This window comes from Albimonas sp. (assembly GCF_055129145.1).
In genome coordinates this window covers 14,508-32,614 of sequence record NZ_JBSRTQ010000003.1, presented here as the reverse complement: position 1 = coordinate 32,614, position 18,107 = coordinate 14,508, and the positions used below count along the sequence as shown (strand labels likewise).

Genomic DNA, 18,107 nt, shown 5'->3' with positions numbered 1-18,107 from the left:
AGCGGGCGTCTCGCGCGCATGACCCGGCTCGGCGGCCTCGCCGCCGGTCTCGCGGGCGGCATGGCCGCGGCGGGCGCGCGCCAGCTGGGCGCGGGGGAGCGGCCGCAGCTGCGCGACCTCCTGCTCACCCCCGCCAACGCCCTGCGCCTGACTTCCGAGCTTGCGCGGATGCGCGGGGCGGCGATGAAGCTCGGCCAGCTGATCTCGATGGAGACGCAGGATTTTCTGCCCCCCGAGCTGGCGGAGATCCTCGCCCATCTGCGCGCCGACGCGCATTTCATGCCGCCCGCGCAGTTGAAGAAGGCGCTCGTCGCCGGCTGGGGGCCGGATTTCCTCGGCCGTTTCGCGCGGTTCGACATCCGACCCGTCGCCGCCGCCTCCATCGGTCAGGTGCACCGCGCCCGGACCCGCGACGGCCGCGACCTCGCGATCAAGGTGCAATATCCCGGGGTGCGGGCGAGCATCGACAGCGACCTGCGCAACGTGGCGGCGCTGATCCGCATGTCGGGCCTCCTGCCCCGCGGCGTCGCGCTGGCGTCGCTGATCGAGCAGGCGCGCGCCCAGCTGCATGAGGAGGCGGACTATGCCCGCGAGGGCCGGGCGCTGGCCGATTTCGGCGCACGATTGGAAGGCGACCCGGCCTTCATCGTGCCGCGGCTGCACGCGGACCTGACCACGCCCTCGATCCTCGCCATGGATTTCGTCGAGGGCGTGCCCATCGAGAGCCTGACCGACGCCCCCCAGACCACCCGCGACCGGATCGCCGCGCAGCTGATCGGACTGTTCCTTCGAGAGCTCTTCGATTTCAGCATGATGCAGACCGACCCGAACTTCGCCAATTTCCGCTATGCGCCGGAGGAAGGGCGGATCGTGCTGCTTGATTTCGGCGCGACCCGGACCTTCGCGCCCGAGACGGTGGTGGGCTTCCAGGCCCTGCTCCGCGCCGGAATGGCGGGCGACCGCGAGGCGGTGCGCGCAGCGCTGACCGACATCGGATTTCTCGCCCCCGAGGCCCCGCCCGCCACGGCGGGCGCGATGCTGGACATGGCCGAGCTCGCCTTCGCAGCGCTCCGGGCGCCGGGGGTCTTCGACTTCGCGACCTCCGACCTCGCCCCCCGCCTGCGCGACGCGGGCGCGGCGCTGCTGGCCGATGACGACGCCTGGATCCCCCCGCCGCTCGACGCGCTGCACATCCAGCGCAAGGCCGGGGGTCTTTATCTGCTGGCGAGCCGGCTGCGGGCCCGGGTGGACCTGGACGCCCTGCTCGCGCCCCGCCTCGCGCCCTAGACCAGCCGCTTGGCCAGCGCCGCGCGGGTGGCGTCGTCGCAGAAGGCGGCGTCGAGGCTGGCGCGGGCGATGGCGCGGAACTCGGCCTCGTCCCAGCCGAAGGCGGCCGAGAGGGCGGTGTATTCGCGGGTCATGTCGGTGCGGAAGAACGGCGGATCGTCGGTGGAGACGCCGACCGACACCCCCGCCTTGCGCAAGCCCGCGATGGGGTGAACGCCCCAGTCGTCATAGACCTCCAGCGCCAGGTTCGAACCCGGGCAGGTCGCCAGATGCACGCCGCGATCCGCGATGCGTTCCACCAGATTGGGGTCCTCCACCGCGCGCACGCCATGATCGACCCGGTCGAGATGCAGCGCGTCGAGCGCCTGGGTCACGCTCGACGGCCCGCCGAATTCGCCGGCATGGGCGGTGAGGCCGAGCCCCGCCTCCCGCGCGATGGCGAAGGCCGGGGCGAAGTCGGCGGGCGCGTGCATCCGCTCGTCCCCCGCGAGGCCGAGGCCGACGATGCGCGGATGCCCGGGGGAGACCGCGAGCCGGGCCGCGGCGCGGGCGCGTTCCGGCCCGAGGCCGCGGATGCAGGTGGGGATGAAGCGGGCGACGATGCCGGTCTCCGCTTCGGCCGCCGCAGCCCCTTCCGAGATCGCGGCGAGGTATTCGGCCCAGCGCACCGGGTCGCCTTCGGCCGCATGATCCGACGAAATCGCCAGTTCCGCATAGACCACCCCGTGCGAGGCGCATTCGCGCAGCACCGCCTCGGCGAGGCGCTTGTGGTCGTCGAGGCTGACGAACATCGCCGCCACCCGGTCGTAGGCCGCGAGGAATTCCGTGAACCCGCGCCAGATGTAGAAGCCGTCCCGCCCGATCAGGTCGTCGGTGGCGATGTTGCGGGCCGCGGCCATCTCGGCCACCAGCGCCACCGGGGCTGCGCCTTCGATATGCAGGTGCAGCTCGACTTTGGGGAGCGTGCGGAGGTCGGTCATCGGGGGATCCTCCCGTCCAGAAAGCTCTTGCCATGGGGACCGGGGGCGAGGCCGAGATGCGCGGCCAGCGTCTCGCCGACATCGGCGAAGGACCGGATCCCGAGCCCGCCCGGCGTCAGCCCCGGCCCGGCGCAAAGCGCGGCGACCCGCTCGCGCGTGTGGTCGGCGCCGGTCCAGGTGGGGTCATTGCCATGGTCGGCGGTGACGATCAGCAGGTCGCCGGGGCGCAGCGCCGCCAGCGCTTCGGGCAGGCGGGCGTCGAAACGTTCGAGGGCGGCGGCGTAGCCCGGCACGTCGCGGCGGTGGCCGTATTCGCTGTCGAATTCGACGAAATTGGCGAAGACGAAATCGCCCGGACCGGCGTCGCGGATCGCGCCCACGGCCAGATCGAACAGCGCCATGTCATCCGCGCCCTTGAGGCTTTCCGAAATGCCGGAGCCCGACATGATGTCCTTGATCTTGCCCACGCCCACCGTGCGCCCGCCCGCCGCGACCACCCGGTCGCAGAGCGTCGGGCGCATCGGCGGCACCGCGAAGTCGCGCCGGTTCGGCGTGCGTTTGAAGTCGGCGGCGGAGGTCCCGAGGAACGGCCGCGCGATCACCCGCCCCACCAGCAGCCCCATGTCGACGAGGATGGCGCGCACCGTCTCGCACAAGGCCAGCAGGCGGGGCAGCCCGAAGGCGTCCTCATGCGCGGCGATCTGAAGGACGGAATCGGCCGACGTGTAAAGGATCGGCCGCCCGGTCCGCACGCTCTCCTCCCCCAGGCGTTCGATGATCTCGGTGCCCGAGGCGTGGGCGTCGCCGAGAAAGCCCGGGATCCCCCCCTCCGCCACGATGCGGGCGGAGAGGTCGGCGGGAAAGGTCGGCTCGGTCTTCGGGAAGTAATGCCAGTTGCGGGTGAGGGGGGCGCCGGCGAGCTCCCAATGCCCGGTGATGGTGTCCTTGCCGGGCGAAACCTCCTGCGCCACGGCCCAGGTCGCGTCGGGCGAGGGGGAGAGCCCCGGCGGGAACACCCCGCAGGACGCCGCGCAGGCGTCGCCGAAGCCGAGGCGCGAGAGATTGGGTAAGGACAGCGGCCCGGCGCGCCCCGTGTCCGCCCGCCCCTCGGCGCAGGCCTGGGCGATATGGAGCAGCGTGTTGGACCCGGCGTCCCCGAACGCCTCGGCATCCGGCGCGCCGCCGATGCCGACGCTGTCCATCACGAAGAGGAAGGCGCGGGTCATGCCACGTCCTCGGGGCCGAGGCGGGAGAGGATGGGGTCGGCGTCTTCGGGCGCTTCGTCCCCCACCGTGTAGGCGGCGAGCACCCTTGCGGCGGCGCGGTCGGCGTCGTCGCGGGTGGCGGCGTGGATGCGGGCGAGCGGGAAATCCCCGTCGACCAGCGCGCCGATGCCGGCGCAATGGGTGAGGCCGACGCGCGGGTCGATCTCGTCCGCCGCCCGCCTGCGCCCGCCGCCGAGTTCCACCACCGCATTGCCGAGACCGCGTCCGTCGACCTTCTGGACCAGACCGGAGGCGGGGGGCGGCACGTCGACGATGATCGGGGCGACCGGCAGGTAGGCGTCGAACCGCTCCACGAAATCCGCCGGCCCGCCGAGCGCGGCGACCATGCGCCCGAACCGCTCCGCCGCAGACCCGTCCTCGAGCGCGGCGGAGAGGCGCGCGCGCCCGGCCTCGGCGTCCGCGGCGATGCCGGTGAGGAACAGAAGCTCTCCGCCCAGCGCCACGGTGACATCCCAGAGCCGGGCGTCGACCTCCGCCCCGGTCAGGAAGCGGACCGCGTTGGCGACCTCCACCGCGTTGCCGCAGGCCGAGGCCAGCGGCTCGTCCATGCCCGTCACCAGCGCCGAGGTCCGGCACCCGGCCCCGTTGGCGACGCCGACCAGGGCGGCGGCCAGCGCCTTCGCCTCCGCCACCGTGCCCATGAAGGCGCCCGACCCGGCCTTCACATCCAGCACCAGCGCGTCGAGCCCCGCGGCCAGTTTCTTCGACAGGATCGAGGCGGTGATCAGGTCGAGGCTTTCGACGGTCCCGGTCACGTCGCGGATCGCGTAGAATCGCTTGTCGGCCGGCGCGATCTCCGCCGTCTGGCCGATCACCGCGCAGCCGACCTCGGCCACCACGCGGCGCAGCGCCTCGGCCCCCGGCGCCACGTCATAGCCGGGGATCGAGGCGAGCTTGTCGAGCGTGCCGCCGGTATGCCCCAACCCCCGCCCCGAGATCATCGGGACGAACACCCCGCAGGCGGCCAGCGCCGGGGCGAGCATCAGGGACACGTTGTCCCCCACCCCCCCGGTCGAATGCTTGTCGGCCACCGGCCCGGGCAGATCCCAGCGCAGCACTTCGCCCGAATCCCGCATGGCGAGGGTCAGCGCCACGCGTTCATCCATGTCGAGGCCCTTGAAGAACACCGCCATGGCCAGCGCCGCCACCTGGCCTTCCGTCACCGCGCCCGAGGTCAGGCCCTCGACGAAGAACCGGATCTCCGCGGGGGTCAGCATGCCGCCGCCGCGCTTCTTGAGGATGATCTCCTGGGGCAGCATCAGTAGCCCGCCCCCTGCGCCGCCGTCTCGCCCCGCAGGGTGGCGAGCAGCGCGTCGAGCAGGCCCGAGGCGCCGAAGCGGAAGGTGGCGGGCCCCGCCCAGTCCGGTCCCATGATGCGGTCGGCGACGTCGAGATAGGCGGCCGCCTCCGTGGTGCTGCGCACGCCGCCGGCGGCCTTGAAGCCGACCCGGCCCTTGCCGTGCTCGGCGATCGCGCCCAGCATGATCTCGGCCGCGGACAGCGTGGCGTTGACCGGGGCCTTGCCGGTGGAGGTCTTGAGGAAATCCGCCCCGCCCTCGATGGCGAGCCGCGCGGCGTCGGCGATCATCCGACCGCTTTCCAGCACCCCCGTCTCCAGGATCGCCTTCACCGGCGCGGTTCCGGCGGCGCGTTTGACCCGCTCGACCCGGGCGCGCACGGTGGCGCCGCGCCCCTCCATCAGGTCGCGATAGGGGATCACCATGTCGATCTCGTCGGCACCGTCGAGGATCGCGGCGCGGGTCTGGTCCATCGCCTCCTCATCGGTGGCGAGGCCGGTGGGGAACACCACGACGGTCGCGATCTTCACGTCGGCGGCCACCGCCTCGCGCGCCAGCGACACGAAGCGCGGCCAGACGCAAAGCGCCGCGACCGAGCCGAAAGGCGTCACCGCCCGCCCGGCCAGCGTGCGGACCGCCTCTTCGTCGCAATCGTCGTTGAGGTCGGTGAGATCGAGACAGGCGAGCGCGCGGGCGGCGTTCCGCGCAAGCGTCGGCTCGGGTTTCTCGGCGGCGTCGTTCATGAAAAGCTCCTGACGAAGGCGCGGACCAGGGCGCGGAACCGGGTCTGGGCCTTGGCGGCCTCGGACTTGGTCTCGGCATGGCTCAGCGGGCGGCCGGTCATCCCGGCGGCGTAATTGGTGACGACCGAGACGGCGGCGACCTCGAGCCCCAGGAATCGGGCGAGGATGGTCTCGGGCACGGTGGACATGCCGACCGCGTCGGCGCCGAGGACGCGCGCGGCCCGGATCTCGGCCGGGGTTTCGAAGCTGGGGCCGGAGAACCAGGCGTAGACGCCCTCGTTCAGATCCGGGTCGGCGGATTTCAGCCGGGCCCGCAGGCGGGGCTCATAGGCGTCGACAAGCGACACGAAGCGGTCGTCGGTCGCCTCCCCGATCAGCGGGTTGAGGCCGGACCAATTGATGTGATCGCAGAGCGACATCAGCGATCCCGGGGGCATCTCCTCGCGCAGGGATCCGGCCGAGTTGGTCAGCAGCACCGCCTCCGCTCCCAGCGCCTTGATTGTGGCGAGCGGCGTGCGCATCACGCCCGCGTCGCCGTTCTCGTAATAATGCGCCCGGCCCGACAGCAGGGCGACCCGCACGCCCTCGAGATCCCCCACCACCAGCGCGCCTTCATGGCCTGAGACGCCGGAAACGGGAAACCCCGGCAGATCTGCGAAGGGGAAGGCGTGGGCGTGGTCGAGCTCGGCCCCCAGCGCGCCGAGGCCGGAGCCGAGCACGAGGCCCAGCCGCACCGGCGCGTCGCCCGCGCGGGCGCGGATCATGTCTGCGGCTTCGGTCATGCGCGCTTCCTCTCGCTCGGCGCCGACGCGGCGGCGGATCCTTTCGCATCTAGTCTTTTTGACCGCGACGCGCCAGTTGAAGCGGGGGGAAGGCAAGGGGAGGCGGACGATGACGCTGCGGATTTCGACGGTTCTGGCGGTGGCCGGAGCCCTGGCGGCGGGCTGCGCGCCCCAGCCGGGGATGGATTCGGACCTGTCCGCGCGGATCGGCGCGCCGACGCTCACGCCCGTCGCCCCGACGGGTTCCGCCCTGACGGCGGAGGGCTACGGGCCGCTCGGCGTGGGGATGAGCGCGGCGAAGATCGCGCGCGCCTTCAGCCCGGAAGGCGGCGGGACGCTGTTCGACCAGGCCGGCGAGGGGGTCTGCATCGAGGGCGCGCCCACCGGCGCCCCTCCGGGTCTGCGGCTGATGATCGAGGATGGACGGCTGACCCGGGTGAGCCTGGGCGAGGGCGCGACGATCCGCACCGACAAGGGCGTGGGGATCGGCGACCCCGCCTCGACCGTCGACGCGGCCTACGGACGCCGCATCTCGACCACGCCCGCCAAATACGTGCCGGGCGGGATCGACAAGACCGTGTGGACCGTCAACGGCCCGCAGGCCCGCGGGTGGACCGACGACCCCGCAGCCCGCGGCCTGCGCTTCGAGATCGGGGCCGATGGCCTCGTCGACGCGATTCATGCCGGCGGCCCGAGCATCCAGTATGTCGAGGGCTGTTCGTAGGACGAAACGCGGGGGCGGCGCGGAGGGGGGCAGGCTGAGGTTCGCGCCCTGCGCCTGATCGGCTCCCGGATTTTCGCGCGTCCGTTTCGCCGAAACCGCCGCGCCCCCCCGCGTCATGGCCGTGCGCGCCGCCGGCGACGGCCGGCATCCGGGCGGCGCCTCAGCCGTCCATCGCGAAGCCGGCCGGCAGCAGCTCGGCCAGCGTCCAGCTGGCGCGAATCCCTTGGGCGTTGGCGGAATGGACCATGGTGTCGGGGCGCCCGAATTCGGCCAGGCGCTGGCGGCAGCCGCCGCAGGGGGTGAGGGGAGTGGAGAGCTCCCCGGCCACCACCACCTCCACGATCAGGCGATCGTCGTCGGTCTTCGCCGCCATCATCATGTGGCTGATCGCGGTGGTCTCGGCGCACCAGCCCTCCGGAAACGACTGGTTCTCGATGTTGGCGCCGGAATGGATCGCGCCGCTCTGCGTGCGCAGCGCCACCCCCACCGCGAAATTGGAGAACGGCGCGTAGGCGGATTTGCGCGCGGCGAGCGCCGCGTGGAACAGGTCTTCGGGTCCGGTCACGGGCGCGTCCTCAATCGTCGGCCGACGAGGCCGGGGCGGCGGGTGCGCCCGCCAGCTCCAGCTTGCGCCAGATGCCGCGATGCACATGCATCGCGGTCGGCTGGGAGACGCCGCGCCATTGCTCGTAGGCGAAGTCGTCGCCCAGATGGGTGAGCGCGATGCAGAGCACCCCGAAATGGCAGGCGAGCAGCGGCTTCTTCGCGCCGCTGTCGCGGATCGCCTTCAGCGCGGCCTCGGTGCGGTCCCAGACCTCGTGCATCGTCTCCGACCAGGGCGCGCGGAAATGACGGTCGCCGGTCACCTGGGGGGCGAGCGTACGCATCTCGCGCAGCGCGCTGGGGCTGATCTGCCATTCCTGCAGGCGTCCGTCGACGATGATCTCGAGCCCCATGCGCTTGGCGAACGGCAGAATCGTCTCCTGGCTGCGGCGATAGGGCGAGGCGAAGATGGCGTCGACGCCCTCCCCTTCCAGCCGGTCCGCAAGGCGGATGGCGTCGGCGGCCCCCCGCTCGGTCAGCGGATCGCAGAGGCCTTCGCCCGCCTTTTCGCAATGGCGCAGGATGACGAGTTCCATCTCCCGCAGGCTCGGGTCGGCATGGTCGCGCATCACCGCTCCTTCACATAGGGCGTGCCTCCGGCTTTCGGCGGAATCGCCTTGCCGATGAAGCCCGCCAGCAGCACCACGGTCAGGATATACGGCAAAGCCTGGATCAATTGCACGGGGGCGGCGCCGATCAGCGGCAGGTCCTGCCCCTGCAGGCGGATGGCGGCGGCGTCGAGAAAGCCGAAGAGCAGACAGGCGAACATCACCTGAACCGGGCGCCATTTGGAGAAGATCAGGGCGGCGAGCGCGATGAAGCCCTTGCCCGCCGACATGTCCTTGATGAAGCCCGCCGACTGCGCGACCGAGAGATACGCCCCCGCCAGGCCGCAGAGCGCGCCGGCGCAGACCAGCGCCAGATAGCGCAGCCGCACCACCGAGATCCCGGCCGTATCCACCGCCGCCGGGTTCTCGCCCACCGCGCGCAGCCGCAGCCCGAAGCGGGTGCGGTAAAGCACCCACCACGAGAACGGCGCCGCCGCGAAGGCCACGTAGACCAGCAGGTAGTGGCCCGACAGCAGCTCGGAATAGATCCCGCCGATCACGGGGACGTCGGCGAGACTGTCGGCGAAGGGCAGCGTAAGGGTCCCGAACCGCTCGCCCCCCGTCAGCGGGGGGGTGCGGCCGCCCTGGTGGAACCAGGCGGCGCCCAGCAGCGCGGTCAGTCCGGCCGCCAGGAAATTGATCGCCACGCCCGACACGATCTGGTTGCCGCGATAGGTGATGCAGGCGAGCCCGTGCAGCAGCGCGAACAGGATCGACGCCCCCATCCCCGCCAGCGCCCCCATCCAGGCCGATCCGGTGACGCTCGCCGTCGCCGCCGCCGCGAAGGCCGCGATCAGCAATTTGCCCTCCAGTCCGATGTCGAAGACGCCCGAGCGTTCCGCATAAAGCCCCGCCAGCGCGGTCAGCAGCAGGGGGGTGGAGAGCCGGACGGTCGAATCCAGCATCAGGATCAGCGCGTCGAACATCGCTCAGGCCTCCCCCGCCTTGCCAACTGACTTGGCCCCGGGCAGCGCCGCGAAGATCCGCGCGACGGCAGGACGGAACATGAACTCCATCGCGCCGGCGAAGAGCACCACCAGCCCCTGGATCACCACCACCATGTCGCGGGTGATCGCCGGCATCTCGAAGGCGAGCTCGGCGCCGCCCTGGTAGAGGATCCCGAAGAGCAAGGACGCCAGCACCACCCCCGCCGGATGCGCCCGCCCCATCAGCGCCACCGCGATGCCCACGAAGCCCGCGCCCCCCGCGATGTCCAGAAACATGCGGTTCTGGTCCCCCATCACCGGGTTCATCGCCATCAGCCCCGCAAGCCCGCCCGACAGCGCCATCGCCACCAGCGTGATTTTCACCGGGTTGATGCCGGCGTAGATCGCCGCGGTGGGGTTGGCGCCGAAGGTCCGGATCTCATACCCCAATCGCGTCCGCCAGATCAGCGCCCACACGAAGACGCAGGCGGCGAGCGCGAGGAAGAAGCTCAGGTTCGCCGGCGCGCCCCCGATGTCCTGCCCGAAGAGCCCGAGGAACCCGTCCAGCTTGGGCAGCCGCCCGGCCTCCTCGAAGGTCCGCGATTCCGGAGCCATGGCGCCGGGGACCTTCAGGACATTGACCAGCAGGTAGACCATCAGCGAGGCGGCGAGGAAATTGAACATGATCGTGGTGATCACGATGTGGGAGCCGCGCCTGGCCTGCAGATAGGCCGGCACGATCGCCCAGGCCGCCCCGAACGCCGCGCCGCCGATGGCCGCGAGCGGCGCGATGATCCACCACGGCAGGTAATGGTCGAGCGCGAGGCACACCAGCCCGACCCCGAGCCCCCCGATATAGGCCTGCCCCTCCCCCCCGATATTGAACAGCGAGGCATGGAAGGCGACCGCGACGCAGAGCCCGGTGAAGATGAAGTTCGTGGCGTAGAACAGCGTGAACCCGATCCCCTCCCCGAAGCCCAGCGCCCCGTAGAGGATGTGCTGGACCGCCTCGATGGGATCCTCGCCAATGGCCAGCACGACGAGCCCCGCGACGAAGAAGGCCGCGATGAGGTTCAGCAGCGGGATCAGGCCGAGGTCGACCCAGCGGGGGAGTTGGGCGTTCATGGATCGAGCCTCATCGCCTTAGGAATACACGAAACGGAGCGACTATCTCGCTAAATACATGGACGGATCTGGGGTCAGCAACCCAAGCCTCAACTTCTCGCATATGATCTGATATTGTAGAGTCAAACAAGAATTCAGCTTCCGCAGCAATGTAAGAGACGTTGATGCGCTTATGCGGCCTGCCATCGATTTCAAAGCGCTCAGGATTCGCAACAATTTTTAAGAAATTCTGGAAAATCGCAAAGCGGCGGTCAAACAACTCATCGTCGCGACGCAAACGCGCCAAGCGGTGATTCCAAATCCCTAGCAGGAATGCAGCCAGCGCGACGGTTGGCACGAGTAGGGCTTGGAAAATCTCTATCCAGAACGTTAGATCAGAGCGCGTCATGACGCTTCTTTCAAAAGATGTGGCTTTGTAGGGCGGGTGCGAACCCGCCATGCCCGGCCACAACCCGGCGCTCCATCGACCGCCGAGGACGGCGGGTTTGCACCCGCCCTACGCATGGGCGGCCTCGACGCCCGACATTAACAACCCGATCTCCCGCTCCCCGGCGTCGCCCGGGAGTTCGCCCATCACGCGGCCGTCGAACATCACAAGCACCCGGTCCGAGAGGGCGCGGATCTCGTCCAGCTCGACCGACACCAACAGGATCGCCTTGCCGGCGTCGCGGAGCTCGATCAGGCGGCGATGGATGGCCTCGATGGCGCCTACGTCGACGCCTCGGGTCGGCTGGCCGACGATGAGGACGGCGGGGTCCTGCTCGATCTCGCGGGCGAGCACGATCTTCTGCTGGTTCCCGCCCGAGAAATTCGCGGTTTTCAGGTCCGGCGCCGGCGGGCGCACGTCGAAATCGGCCATGTGGCGCTTGCAGGCGGCCAGGATCGCGGCCCGGTCCAGGAACAGGCCGGAGGCGTATTCCGGGCGGTCGTGATAGCCGAGGATCACGTTCTCCTTCGCGTCGAATTTCGTGACCAGCCCCATGCGGTGACGGTCCTCCGGCACATGGGCGAGCCCCTCGGCCCTGAGCCCCGCCGGGCCGGTCCCCGCGCAAGGTTTGCCGCACAATTCAATCGTCCCGGAGGCGAGCGGGCGGATGCCGGCGATGGCCTCCAGAAGCTCGGACTGGCCGTTGCCGGCGACCCCGGCGATGCCCACGATCTCGCCGGCGCGAACCTCGAGGCTGACGCCGCGCAGACGCTCGACCCCCTGGCCGTCGACGACGCGGGCGCCCTCGACCTTCAGGCGCACTTCGGCGGGGGTCGCCGGTCCCTTCTCCACCGTCAGCAGCACGCGGCGGCCGACCATCAGCTCGGCCAGCGCCTCCACCGACGTGTCGGCAGTCGCCCGCGTCGCCACCATCCGGCCCTGGCGCATGACCGAGCAGGCGTCGGTGATCGCCATGATCTCGCGCAGCTTGTGGGTGATGAGGACGACGGTCTTTCCCTGCGATTTCAGCTGGGCGAGGATGCGGAACAACTGGTCCGCTTCGTCGGGGGTCAGCACGCCGGTCGGCTCGTCGAGAATGAGGATGTCGGCGCCGCGATAGAGCGCCTTGAGAATCTCCACCCGCTGCTGCTGGCCCACGGGGAGGTCGCCGACCACCGCGTCAGGGTCGATGCGCAGGTCGTATTCCTTCGCGAGACGAGTGAGTTCCGCCCGCGCCTTGACCCGGCCGCGGCTGAGCAACGCCCCGCCTTCGGCCCCCAGCATGACGTTCTCCAAGACGGTGAACGGCTCGACCAGCATGAAATGCTGGTGGACCATGCCGATGCCGAGCGCGATGGCGGCCTGGCTGTCGGGGATCCTCGCCTCGCGCCCGGCCACCAGGATCTGGCCGGAATCGGCCTGATAGAAGCCGTAGAGGATCGACATCAGGGTGGATTTCCCCGCCCCGTTCTCGCCGATCACGCCGTGGATGGTCCCCGCCTCCACCCGCAGGGCGATGTCGCGGTTGGCGTGGACCGCGCCGAAGCTCTTGGAGATGCCGACCAGCTCGATGGCCGGCGGCCGGGCGGCGAAGGCCTTCGGCGCGGCGCCGCTCATCGCGGCAGCTCCCCGGGGGCGCCGGCGTCGCGGCTGACGGCTTTCATTTCACCGGACACGGGCCCTCCGTGGTGCTGTCATGGACCTTGATGCGGCCGTCGGCGATCAGTTCCGCGGCCTTGTTGGCGGCCTGCTCCATCTCGGGCGTGATCAGGTCGCGGTTATGTCCGTCCAACGCCCAGCCGATGCCGCCTTCGGCGACGCCGAGGCTGGAGATGCCGGGCTTGAACGCGCCGCCGCTTTCCGAGAACACCTCCTGCACCGCCACGTCGACCCGCTTGAGCATGGTGGTCAGCACGTGGCCGGGATGGATCCAGTTCTGGTTGGAATCGGTGCCGATCCCCAGCACGTCGCGGTCGGCGGCCGCCTGCAGCACGCCGAGCCCGGTGCCGCCGGCGGCCTGCATGATCACGTCGGCCCCCCGCTCGATCTGGCTGATCGCCAGCTCCGCGCCGCGCAGCGGGTCGGACCAGGCGGCGGGGGTGTCCCCGGTCATGTTGACCAGCACCTCGGCCGAGGGGTTGGCGGCGCGCGCGCCCTGGATGTAGCCGCAGGCGAACTTGCGGATCAGGGGGATGTCCATGCCGCCCACGAAGCCCAGCACCTGGGTCTTGGAGGCCATGATCCCCAGCATCCCGACCAGGAAGCCGCCCTCGTGCTCCCGGTAGACGATGGAACGGACATTGGGCTGGTCCACCACGGAATCGACGATGACGAAATGGGCGCCGGGATATTCGGGCGCGACCTTGGCCAGCGGCGCCGCATGGGTGAAGCCGATGGCGACCACCGGGTCGAACCCCCGGCGCGCCGCGGCGCGCAGGGCCTGCTCCGACTGGGCGGGGCCGTCGATCTCGAATTCGGCGAAGGGCTCGCCGCTTTCCTCGGACCACTCCCGGGCGCCGCGGAACGCGCCCTCGTTGAAGCTCTTGTCGAATTTCCCGCCGGTCGAATAGACCAGCGCGGGCTCGGCCCGCAGGCCGTCCGGCACGGGAAGGGCGACGAGCGTCGCGGCGATCAGCGTCGCCGCCGCAGCGGCGCGGAGCAGGCGGGTCATGCCGTGTCTCCAGACAAGGGCGAGGCGCCGGGTCGCGGCAGGGCGCGAGCGACAGGGGATCGGGCGGGGGCGGACAGGTTCGGAGGGGGCGGGCCGGTCCCGCGGGCCGAACCGCCCCGCGGGACCGCAGGACGCCCCGGCGGGGCCCGGAGGCTCCGCCGCGACGCCGGGCGCCCGGGTCAGTAGGGGCAGGCGCTGTCGGACATGTAGTCGTGGACCGTGATCTCGCCGGAGATGATCCTGGCCTTCGCCGCCTCGACCGCGTTCAGCATGTCGGCGGTGATCAGCGGCTTGTTGTTGTCGTCCATGGCGTAGTCGACGCCGCCCTCGGCCAGGCCCAGCACCTCGAAGCCGGCGGACCATTCGCCGTTCTTCACGTCCATGAAGGCGTCGTAGACGGCGATGTCGACGCGCTTGAGCATCGAGGTCAGCACCTTGCCCGGCGCGACGTCGTTCTGGTTGGAATCGACCCCGATGGCGAGCTTGCCCTCGTCCGCCGCCGCCTGGATGACGCCGAGCCCGGTGCCGCCGGCGGCGTGGTAGACCACGTCGGCGCCCTGGGCGAACTGGGACTTCGCGAGCTCCCCGCCCCGCACCGGGTCGGTCCAGGCGGCGCCGGTGGTGCCGGTCATGTTGGCGAAGACCTCCGCATCGGCCGAGACCGATTTGACGCCGCCCTTGTAGCCGCATTCGAACCGGCGGATCAGGGGGATGTCCATGCCGCCCACGAAGCCGACCTTGCCGGTTTCCGACGCCATCGCGGCCAGCACGCCGACCAGATACGACCCCTCCTGCTCCTTGAACAGGATCGAGCGGACGTTGGGCAGATCGACCACCATGTCGACGATGCCGAAATGGCTCTCGGGGAACTCCTTGGCCACCTTCTCCACCGCCGAGGCCTGCGAGAATCCGATGGCGATGATCGGATCGTAGCCGCGCTGGGCGTAGCGGCGCAGCGCCTGCTCGCGCTGGGCGTCGTTCTGGATCTCGAAGCCGGCGTAGTCGATGCCGGTCTCGGCCTTGAACTTCTCGGCGCCGTCATAGGCGCCTTCGTTGAAGGATTTGTCGGCCTTGCCGCCGAGGTCGTAGACCACGGCCGGCTTGACCTCGGCCGAGGCCGGCGCGGCGGCGGCGACGGCGCCGAGCGCGAGCGCCGAGGCGGCGGCATGAAGGGTGCGGATCATCGTGCTTGCGTTCCTTTGCCTCGCGGACCGGGGGTGGGCCGGTCCTCCTGTCGGGTGCGCCGGGACTTCCCGCCCGAATGCGCTTCCAAGGGACGCGGCCCCCCAGGGCGCGCGGTCCCGGGCGCGGGACCAGCTGCGACCTCCACGCTCGCGCGGAATCGTGGACAGGGCAAGGGTCGACGCAGGGGAAACGTCGCGCGGGGCGGCCGGAACCGCTTTGGGCAACCGGGAATCGCCTCCGCCGGGACAGGACGGGCGCCGTTGACGCCCCGCGCCCAGCCTCGTGATTTGCCAAGCGCCTCCGCAGGCCCATAACCTTGTCAGAGGCGGATCGACGGGGGCGCGCCCCGCCCGGCCGCGACGCGCAGCGGACGGGACCACGACCGGATGGACAGCTTCACCCCCGCCGCGCTGGCGGGACACGCGACGGTTCCCGCGTCGGGCGCCTCCGCGGATACGGACCTCGCGTCCTGGCTCCTGCAGCGCGCGCTGCGCCAGTCGCGGCTGTCGGACACCATCCCCGCGCTCGGCCGCCGACTGGTCGAGGCCGGGATTCCGGTGGCGCGCATCAATCTCGGCGGGTTCATGCTGCACCCGGTGCTGGGGGCGATGGATCTGACCTGGGACGCAGAGCGCGACGGCGCCGCGATCCAGACCCGCACGCGGCGCGACCTGACCACCGAGGCGTTCAAGAACGCGCCGTTCTACTACATGTTCGCCCGCGGCCTGCCCGAGATCCGCCACCGCCTGGCCGACGCCACCGCGCGCGTCCGCTTCCCGCTGTTCGCCCAGCTGCACGCGCAGGGGCTGACCGATTATCTGGCGCTGTTCGTCAGCTTCGAAAAACCGCTTGCGACGCCGTTCGAAGCCGAGATCGAGGGCATGGAATGCGCCATGTGCTCCTTCGCCACCCGCCGGCCGGAGGGGTTTTCGGACGCCGACCTCGACCGGCTGCGCGCGCTGGCGCTGCCCATCGCGCTGGTGATCAAGTCGGCCATCGCCGAGAGCTTCGCCCAGGCGCTGCTCGACACCTATCTGGGGCGGCTTTCGGGGCGCAACGTGATGCTCGGCCATGTCCAGAAGGGCGACGGACGGCTGATCGACTGCGTCCTGTGGTGCAGCGACATGCGCGGCTCGACCCAGCTGTCGTCGGAACTGGCGCTCGGCCGCTATCTCCGCACGGTGAACGACTATTTCGACTGCACCGCCGACGCGGTGCTCGACCATGGCGGGGAGGTGCTGAAGTTCATCGGCGACGGGCTGCTGGCGATCTTCCCGATCGAGGGGCAGGCCCGCTCCGCCGCCGCGATGTGCGAGGCGGCGGCGCGCACCGCGCTCGATTCGCTGGCGCGGGGCGAGGCGCTGAACCTCCGCCGCGCGGCGGAGGGGCTGGAGCCCATCGCCTTCGGCATCGGCCTGCATGTGGGGCGGGTGATGTACGGCAATGTCGGCACCGACCGGCGCATGGACATGACCGTGACCGGGCCGGCAGCGAACCAGGTGGCGCGGCTGGAGGATGCGAGCAAGTCCACCGGCGCGCCAATCATCGCCTCGGCCGAATTCGCGGCGCGTTACTCGGGCGAGACGGTCAGCCTCGGCGCCCGCGCCCTGCGCGGCATCCCCGGCGAGACGGAGCTGTTCACTCTGCCCGAGGTCGCGCCGGACGGCGGGGCCGCCGACTGAGGCGGAAAGGCCTCAGCGCTCCCAGGTCGGGTGGAAGCAGTCGCCCGGCGACAGGGTGAAGATCTCGCAGCCGGTCTCGGTCACCCCGATGGAATGCTCGAACTGGGCCGAGAGGCTCTTGTCGCGGGTCACCGCGGTCCAGCCGTCGGCCAGGGTCTTGGTCTCGGCCCGGCCGAGATTCACCATCGGCTCGATGGTGAAGAACATCCCCGGGCGCAGCACCGCGCCGGCGCCGTGGCGGCCGAAATGCAGGACGTTGGGCGGCTCGTGGAATTCGCGCCCGAGGCCATGGCCGCAGAAATCACGGACGACCGAGCAGCGCTCGGCCTCCACATAGCTCTGGATGGCGGCGCCGATGTCGCCGAAGGTGTTCCCGGGCCGCACTTCGGAGATGCCGCGCATCAGCGCCTCATGCGTCACCTCGACCAGCCGTTCGGCCCTGCGGTTGGGCCTGCCGGCGACATACATGCGCGAGCTGTCGCCATACCAGCCGTCGACGATCACGGTGACGTCGATGTTGAGGATGTCGCCGTCCTTGAGCTTCTTGGGTCCCGGAATGCCGTGGCAGACCACATGGTTGACCGAGATGCAGGACGCGTGGCGATAGCCGCGGTAGCCGATGGTGGCCGACACCGCGCCGGCCGCGGTCACGTCGGCCTCGATGGCGGCGTCGAGCTCGGCGGTGCTGACCCCGGGGACCACGGCCGGGCCGATGCGGTCGAGGATTTCGGCCGCGAGGCGACCGGCGACGCGCATGCCTTCGAAATCTTCGGGACGATAGACCCGGATGCCCTCGGCGGTGATGGCCGGCTGCGGTGCGTCCATGGGCCTGATCCTTTTTCGCTCGTCTGCGCCCTTCGACGCGCATGGTACCCCAAGGCGGCCGCGGATGCGACGGCTCCGGACGTCGCGGGCGCCGACGCGCGCCGCCTGGGGCATCGAGCCTCGGGCCGCACGGGGAGGGGGCGGGCGTCGGGCCCGCGGAGGGGGATATAGGCGCTGGCGCGGTCCGGCTCCACCCCTTTCGCGACCTGTCGCGGGGGGTAGGCTTCAGTCCTCCAGCGGCAGCGCCGGACCCAGCGCCACGCCGCCCGCGTCGATGATCGCGGCATGCGCCATCGCCTCCACCCCCGCCGCCCGCGCGCGGGCGAAGGCGGCGGCATAGGCCGGGTCGATGTCGTCCGCGATCCGCATCCGCGCGCAATCGGTCCGCTGCACGATGCAGAGCATCGCCGCCCGTGCGCCCTGCCCGACCATCGTCGCCAGGTCGTCCAGGTGGCGGGCGCCCCGCGCGGTGACCGTATCGGGGAATTCGGCGAGGCCCCGGCGGCGCGAGAGGCTCACCGCCTTCACCTCCACATAGCAGTCCGGCAGCCCCGGCCCGCTCAGCAGGAAATCCACGCGGGAGCGTTCGGCGTAGCGGACCTCGGGCCGGACCGTTCCGTAGCCGGCGAATTCGGGAATCGCGCGCGCCGCCAGCGCCTCGCCCGCCACCTTGTTGGGAACCCCGGTGTCGACGCAGGCGAGGCCGCCCCCCGCCAGCCCCGCCAGCCGCCACGACCATTTCAGCTTGCGCTTCGGGTCCGCCGACGGCTCCAGCCAGACCCGGCTCCCGGGCTCGGCCAGTCCGGTCATCGCGCCGGGATTGGCGACATGGGCGATGACCTCGCGTCCATCAGGCAGCGTGACGTCGGCCAGAAACCGCTTATAACGGCGCGCAAGCACGCCTTCGATCAGGGGGGCGGAGAATTTCATGGCCCGCGGTCTGACCCGGGCGAGC

General features: G+C 70.9%; 18 protein-coding genes. 3 read left to right on the top strand and 15 right to left on the bottom strand.

Going from position 1 to position 18,107, the window contains the following annotated elements; all coding sequences use genetic code 11:
• Nucleotides 1-18 precede the first annotated feature (18 nt).
• The gene (locus tag ACTB72_RS01095) at nucleotides 19-1,287 is read left to right on the top strand and encodes an ABC1 kinase family protein (protein WP_463035126.1); all 1,269 of its coding nucleotides are present in this window, start codon (nucleotides 19-21) and stop codon (nucleotides 1,285-1,287) included.
• On the opposite strand, the gene add is transcribed toward ACTB72_RS01095, so the two are convergent.
• From add to ACTB72_RS01070, 5 genes are read right to left on the bottom strand one after another with little or no spacing between them, the layout of a single operon-like run.
• Complete coding sequence (gene add, locus ACTB72_RS01090; protein ID WP_463035125.1) at nucleotides 1,284-2,267, bottom strand: adenosine deaminase; 984 nt, start codon at nucleotides 2,265-2,267, stop codon at nucleotides 1,284-1,286. The two genes, ACTB72_RS01095 and add, sit on opposite strands and share 4 nt — an antisense overlap.
• The gene (locus ACTB72_RS01085) at nucleotides 2,264-3,493 is read right to left on the bottom strand and encodes a phosphopentomutase (protein ID WP_463035124.1); all 1,230 of its coding nucleotides are present in this window, start codon (nucleotides 3,491-3,493) and stop codon (nucleotides 2,264-2,266) included. Before ACTB72_RS01085 ends, add begins: the two co-directional genes overlap by 4 nt.
• Nucleotides 3,490-4,812: a thymidine phosphorylase gene (deoA, locus tag ACTB72_RS01080; RefSeq protein WP_463035123.1), complete on the bottom strand. Its 1,323-nt coding sequence runs from the start codon at nucleotides 4,810-4,812 to the stop codon at nucleotides 3,490-3,492. Before deoA ends, ACTB72_RS01085 begins: the two co-directional genes overlap by 4 nt.
• The gene (deoC, locus tag ACTB72_RS01075; protein ID WP_463035122.1) at nucleotides 4,812-5,594 is read right to left on the bottom strand and encodes a deoxyribose-phosphate aldolase; all 783 of its coding nucleotides are present in this window, start codon (nucleotides 5,592-5,594) and stop codon (nucleotides 4,812-4,814) included. The genes deoA and deoC overlap by 1 nt, the downstream gene beginning before the upstream one ends.
• Nucleotides 5,591-6,376, bottom strand: a complete 786-nt coding sequence (locus tag ACTB72_RS01070; RefSeq protein WP_463035121.1) for a purine-nucleoside phosphorylase — start codon at nucleotides 6,374-6,376, stop codon at nucleotides 5,591-5,593. The genes deoC and ACTB72_RS01070 overlap by 4 nt, the downstream gene beginning before the upstream one ends.
• 109 nt (nucleotides 6,377-6,485) lie before the next feature.
• Between ACTB72_RS01070 and ACTB72_RS01065 the strand changes: the two genes are divergently transcribed.
• Nucleotides 6,486-7,100, top strand: coding sequence for a hypothetical protein (locus tag ACTB72_RS01065; RefSeq protein WP_463035120.1), 615 nt, complete (start codon nucleotides 6,486-6,488; stop codon nucleotides 7,098-7,100).
• Between the two features lie 160 nt (nucleotides 7,101-7,260).
• Here ACTB72_RS01065 and cdd read toward each other — a convergent pair whose 3' ends face one another.
• The 8 genes from cdd to ACTB72_RS01025 form a co-directional block, all read right to left on the bottom strand.
• On the bottom strand, nucleotides 7,261-7,665 hold the full coding sequence (gene cdd, locus ACTB72_RS01060; RefSeq protein WP_463035119.1) for a cytidine deaminase: 405 nt from the start codon (nucleotides 7,663-7,665) through the stop codon (nucleotides 7,261-7,263).
• A gap of 10 nt (nucleotides 7,666-7,675) precedes the next feature.
• Nucleotides 7,676-8,272, bottom strand: a complete 597-nt coding sequence (locus ACTB72_RS01055) for a histidine phosphatase family protein (RefSeq protein ID WP_463035118.1) — start codon at nucleotides 8,270-8,272, stop codon at nucleotides 7,676-7,678.
• Complete coding sequence (locus tag ACTB72_RS01050; protein WP_463035117.1) at nucleotides 8,272-9,237, bottom strand: ABC transporter permease; 966 nt, start codon at nucleotides 9,235-9,237, stop codon at nucleotides 8,272-8,274. The genes ACTB72_RS01055 and ACTB72_RS01050 overlap by 1 nt, the downstream gene beginning before the upstream one ends.
• A 3-nt stretch (nucleotides 9,238-9,240) precedes the next feature.
• On the bottom strand, nucleotides 9,241-10,362 hold the full coding sequence (locus ACTB72_RS01045; RefSeq protein WP_463035116.1) for an ABC transporter permease: 1,122 nt from the start codon (nucleotides 10,360-10,362) through the stop codon (nucleotides 9,241-9,243).
• A 10-nt stretch (nucleotides 10,363-10,372) separates the two neighbouring features.
• Nucleotides 10,373-10,750 (bottom strand): hypothetical protein, encoded by a 378-nt coding sequence (locus ACTB72_RS01040; RefSeq protein WP_463035115.1) that lies wholly within the window; start codon nucleotides 10,748-10,750, stop codon nucleotides 10,373-10,375.
• A 108-nt stretch (nucleotides 10,751-10,858) separates the two neighbouring features.
• On the bottom strand, nucleotides 10,859-12,406 hold the full coding sequence (locus ACTB72_RS01035) for an ABC transporter ATP-binding protein (RefSeq protein ID WP_463035114.1): 1,548 nt from the start codon (nucleotides 12,404-12,406) through the stop codon (nucleotides 10,859-10,861).
• A gap of 43 nt (nucleotides 12,407-12,449) precedes the next feature.
• Nucleotides 12,450-13,460, bottom strand: a complete 1,011-nt coding sequence (locus ACTB72_RS01030; RefSeq protein WP_463035113.1) for a BMP family lipoprotein — start codon at nucleotides 13,458-13,460, stop codon at nucleotides 12,450-12,452.
• A 179-nt stretch (nucleotides 13,461-13,639) separates the two neighbouring features.
• On the bottom strand, nucleotides 13,640-14,644 hold the full coding sequence (locus ACTB72_RS01025) for a BMP family lipoprotein (protein ID WP_463035112.1): 1,005 nt from the start codon (nucleotides 14,642-14,644) through the stop codon (nucleotides 13,640-13,642).
• 387 nt (nucleotides 14,645-15,031) lie between these two features.
• Between ACTB72_RS01025 and ACTB72_RS01020 the strand changes: the two genes are divergently transcribed.
• Nucleotides 15,032-16,327, top strand: coding sequence for an adenylate/guanylate cyclase domain-containing protein (locus ACTB72_RS01020; RefSeq protein WP_463035111.1), 1,296 nt, complete (start codon nucleotides 15,032-15,034; stop codon nucleotides 16,325-16,327).
• Nucleotides 16,328-16,339: 12 nt separating this feature from the next.
• Here the strand turns inward: ACTB72_RS01020 and map are convergent, their stop codons facing one another.
• Entirely contained in the window at nucleotides 16,340-17,152 is an 813-nt protein-coding gene (gene map / locus ACTB72_RS01015; RefSeq protein WP_463035110.1) for a type I methionyl aminopeptidase, read from the bottom strand.
• Nucleotides 17,153-17,377: 225 nt separating this feature from the next.
• Entirely contained in the window at nucleotides 17,378-18,082 is a 705-nt protein-coding gene (sfsA, locus tag ACTB72_RS01010) for a DNA/RNA nuclease SfsA (protein WP_463035109.1), read from the bottom strand.
• Nucleotides 18,083-18,107: the final 25 nt, after the last annotated feature.

Excerpts from the sequence above, each read along its gene's own strand:
- ACTB72_RS01085 (WP_463035124.1), bottom strand. The coding sequence starts at position 3,493 with ATGACCCGCGCCTTCCTCTTCGTGATGGACAGCGTCGGCATCGGCGGC.
- deoA (WP_463035123.1), bottom strand. The coding sequence starts at position 4,812 with ATGCTGCCCCAGGAGATCATCCTCAAGAAGCGCGGCGGCGGCATGCTG.
- ACTB72_RS01020 (WP_463035111.1), top strand. The coding sequence starts at position 15,032 with ATGGACAGCTTCACCCCCGCCGCGCTGGCGGGACACGCGACGGTTCCC.
- ACTB72_RS01070 (WP_463035121.1), bottom strand. The coding sequence starts at position 6,376 with ATGACCGAAGCCGCAGACATGATCCGCGCCCGCGCGGGCGACGCGCCG.
- deoC (WP_463035122.1), bottom strand. The coding sequence starts at position 5,594 with ATGAACGACGCCGCCGAGAAACCCGAGCCGACGCTTGCGCGGAACGCC.
- ACTB72_RS01050 (WP_463035117.1), bottom strand. The coding sequence starts at position 9,237 with ATGTTCGACGCGCTGATCCTGATGCTGGATTCGACCGTCCGGCTCTCC.
- ACTB72_RS01065 (WP_463035120.1), top strand. The coding sequence starts at position 6,486 with ATGACGCTGCGGATTTCGACGGTTCTGGCGGTGGCCGGAGCCCTGGCG.
- ACTB72_RS01045 (WP_463035116.1), bottom strand. The coding sequence starts at position 10,362 with ATGAACGCCCAACTCCCCCGCTGGGTCGACCTCGGCCTGATCCCGCTG.
- ACTB72_RS01040 (WP_463035115.1), bottom strand. The coding sequence starts at position 10,750 with ATGACGCGCTCTGATCTAACGTTCTGGATAGAGATTTTCCAAGCCCTA.
- add (WP_463035125.1), bottom strand. The coding sequence starts at position 2,267 with ATGACCGACCTCCGCACGCTCCCCAAAGTCGAGCTGCACCTGCATATC.
- map (WP_463035110.1), bottom strand. The coding sequence starts at position 17,152 with ATGGACGCACCGCAGCCGGCCATCACCGCCGAGGGCATCCGGGTCTAT.
- ACTB72_RS01025 (WP_463035112.1), bottom strand. The coding sequence starts at position 14,644 with ATGATCCGCACCCTTCATGCCGCCGCCTCGGCGCTCGCGCTCGGCGCC.
- ACTB72_RS01030 (WP_463035113.1), bottom strand. The coding sequence starts at position 13,460 with ATGACCCGCCTGCTCCGCGCCGCTGCGGCGGCGACGCTGATCGCCGCG.
- ACTB72_RS01095 (WP_463035126.1), top strand. The coding sequence starts at position 19 with ATGACCCGGCTCGGCGGCCTCGCCGCCGGTCTCGCGGGCGGCATGGCC.
- sfsA (WP_463035109.1), bottom strand. The coding sequence starts at position 18,082 with ATGAAATTCTCCGCCCCCCTGATCGAAGGCGTGCTTGCGCGCCGTTAT.
- ACTB72_RS01055 (WP_463035118.1), bottom strand. The coding sequence starts at position 8,272 with ATGCGCGACCATGCCGACCCGAGCCTGCGGGAGATGGAACTCGTCATC.
- ACTB72_RS01035 (WP_463035114.1), bottom strand. The coding sequence starts at position 12,406 with ATGAGCGGCGCCGCGCCGAAGGCCTTCGCCGCCCGGCCGCCGGCCATC.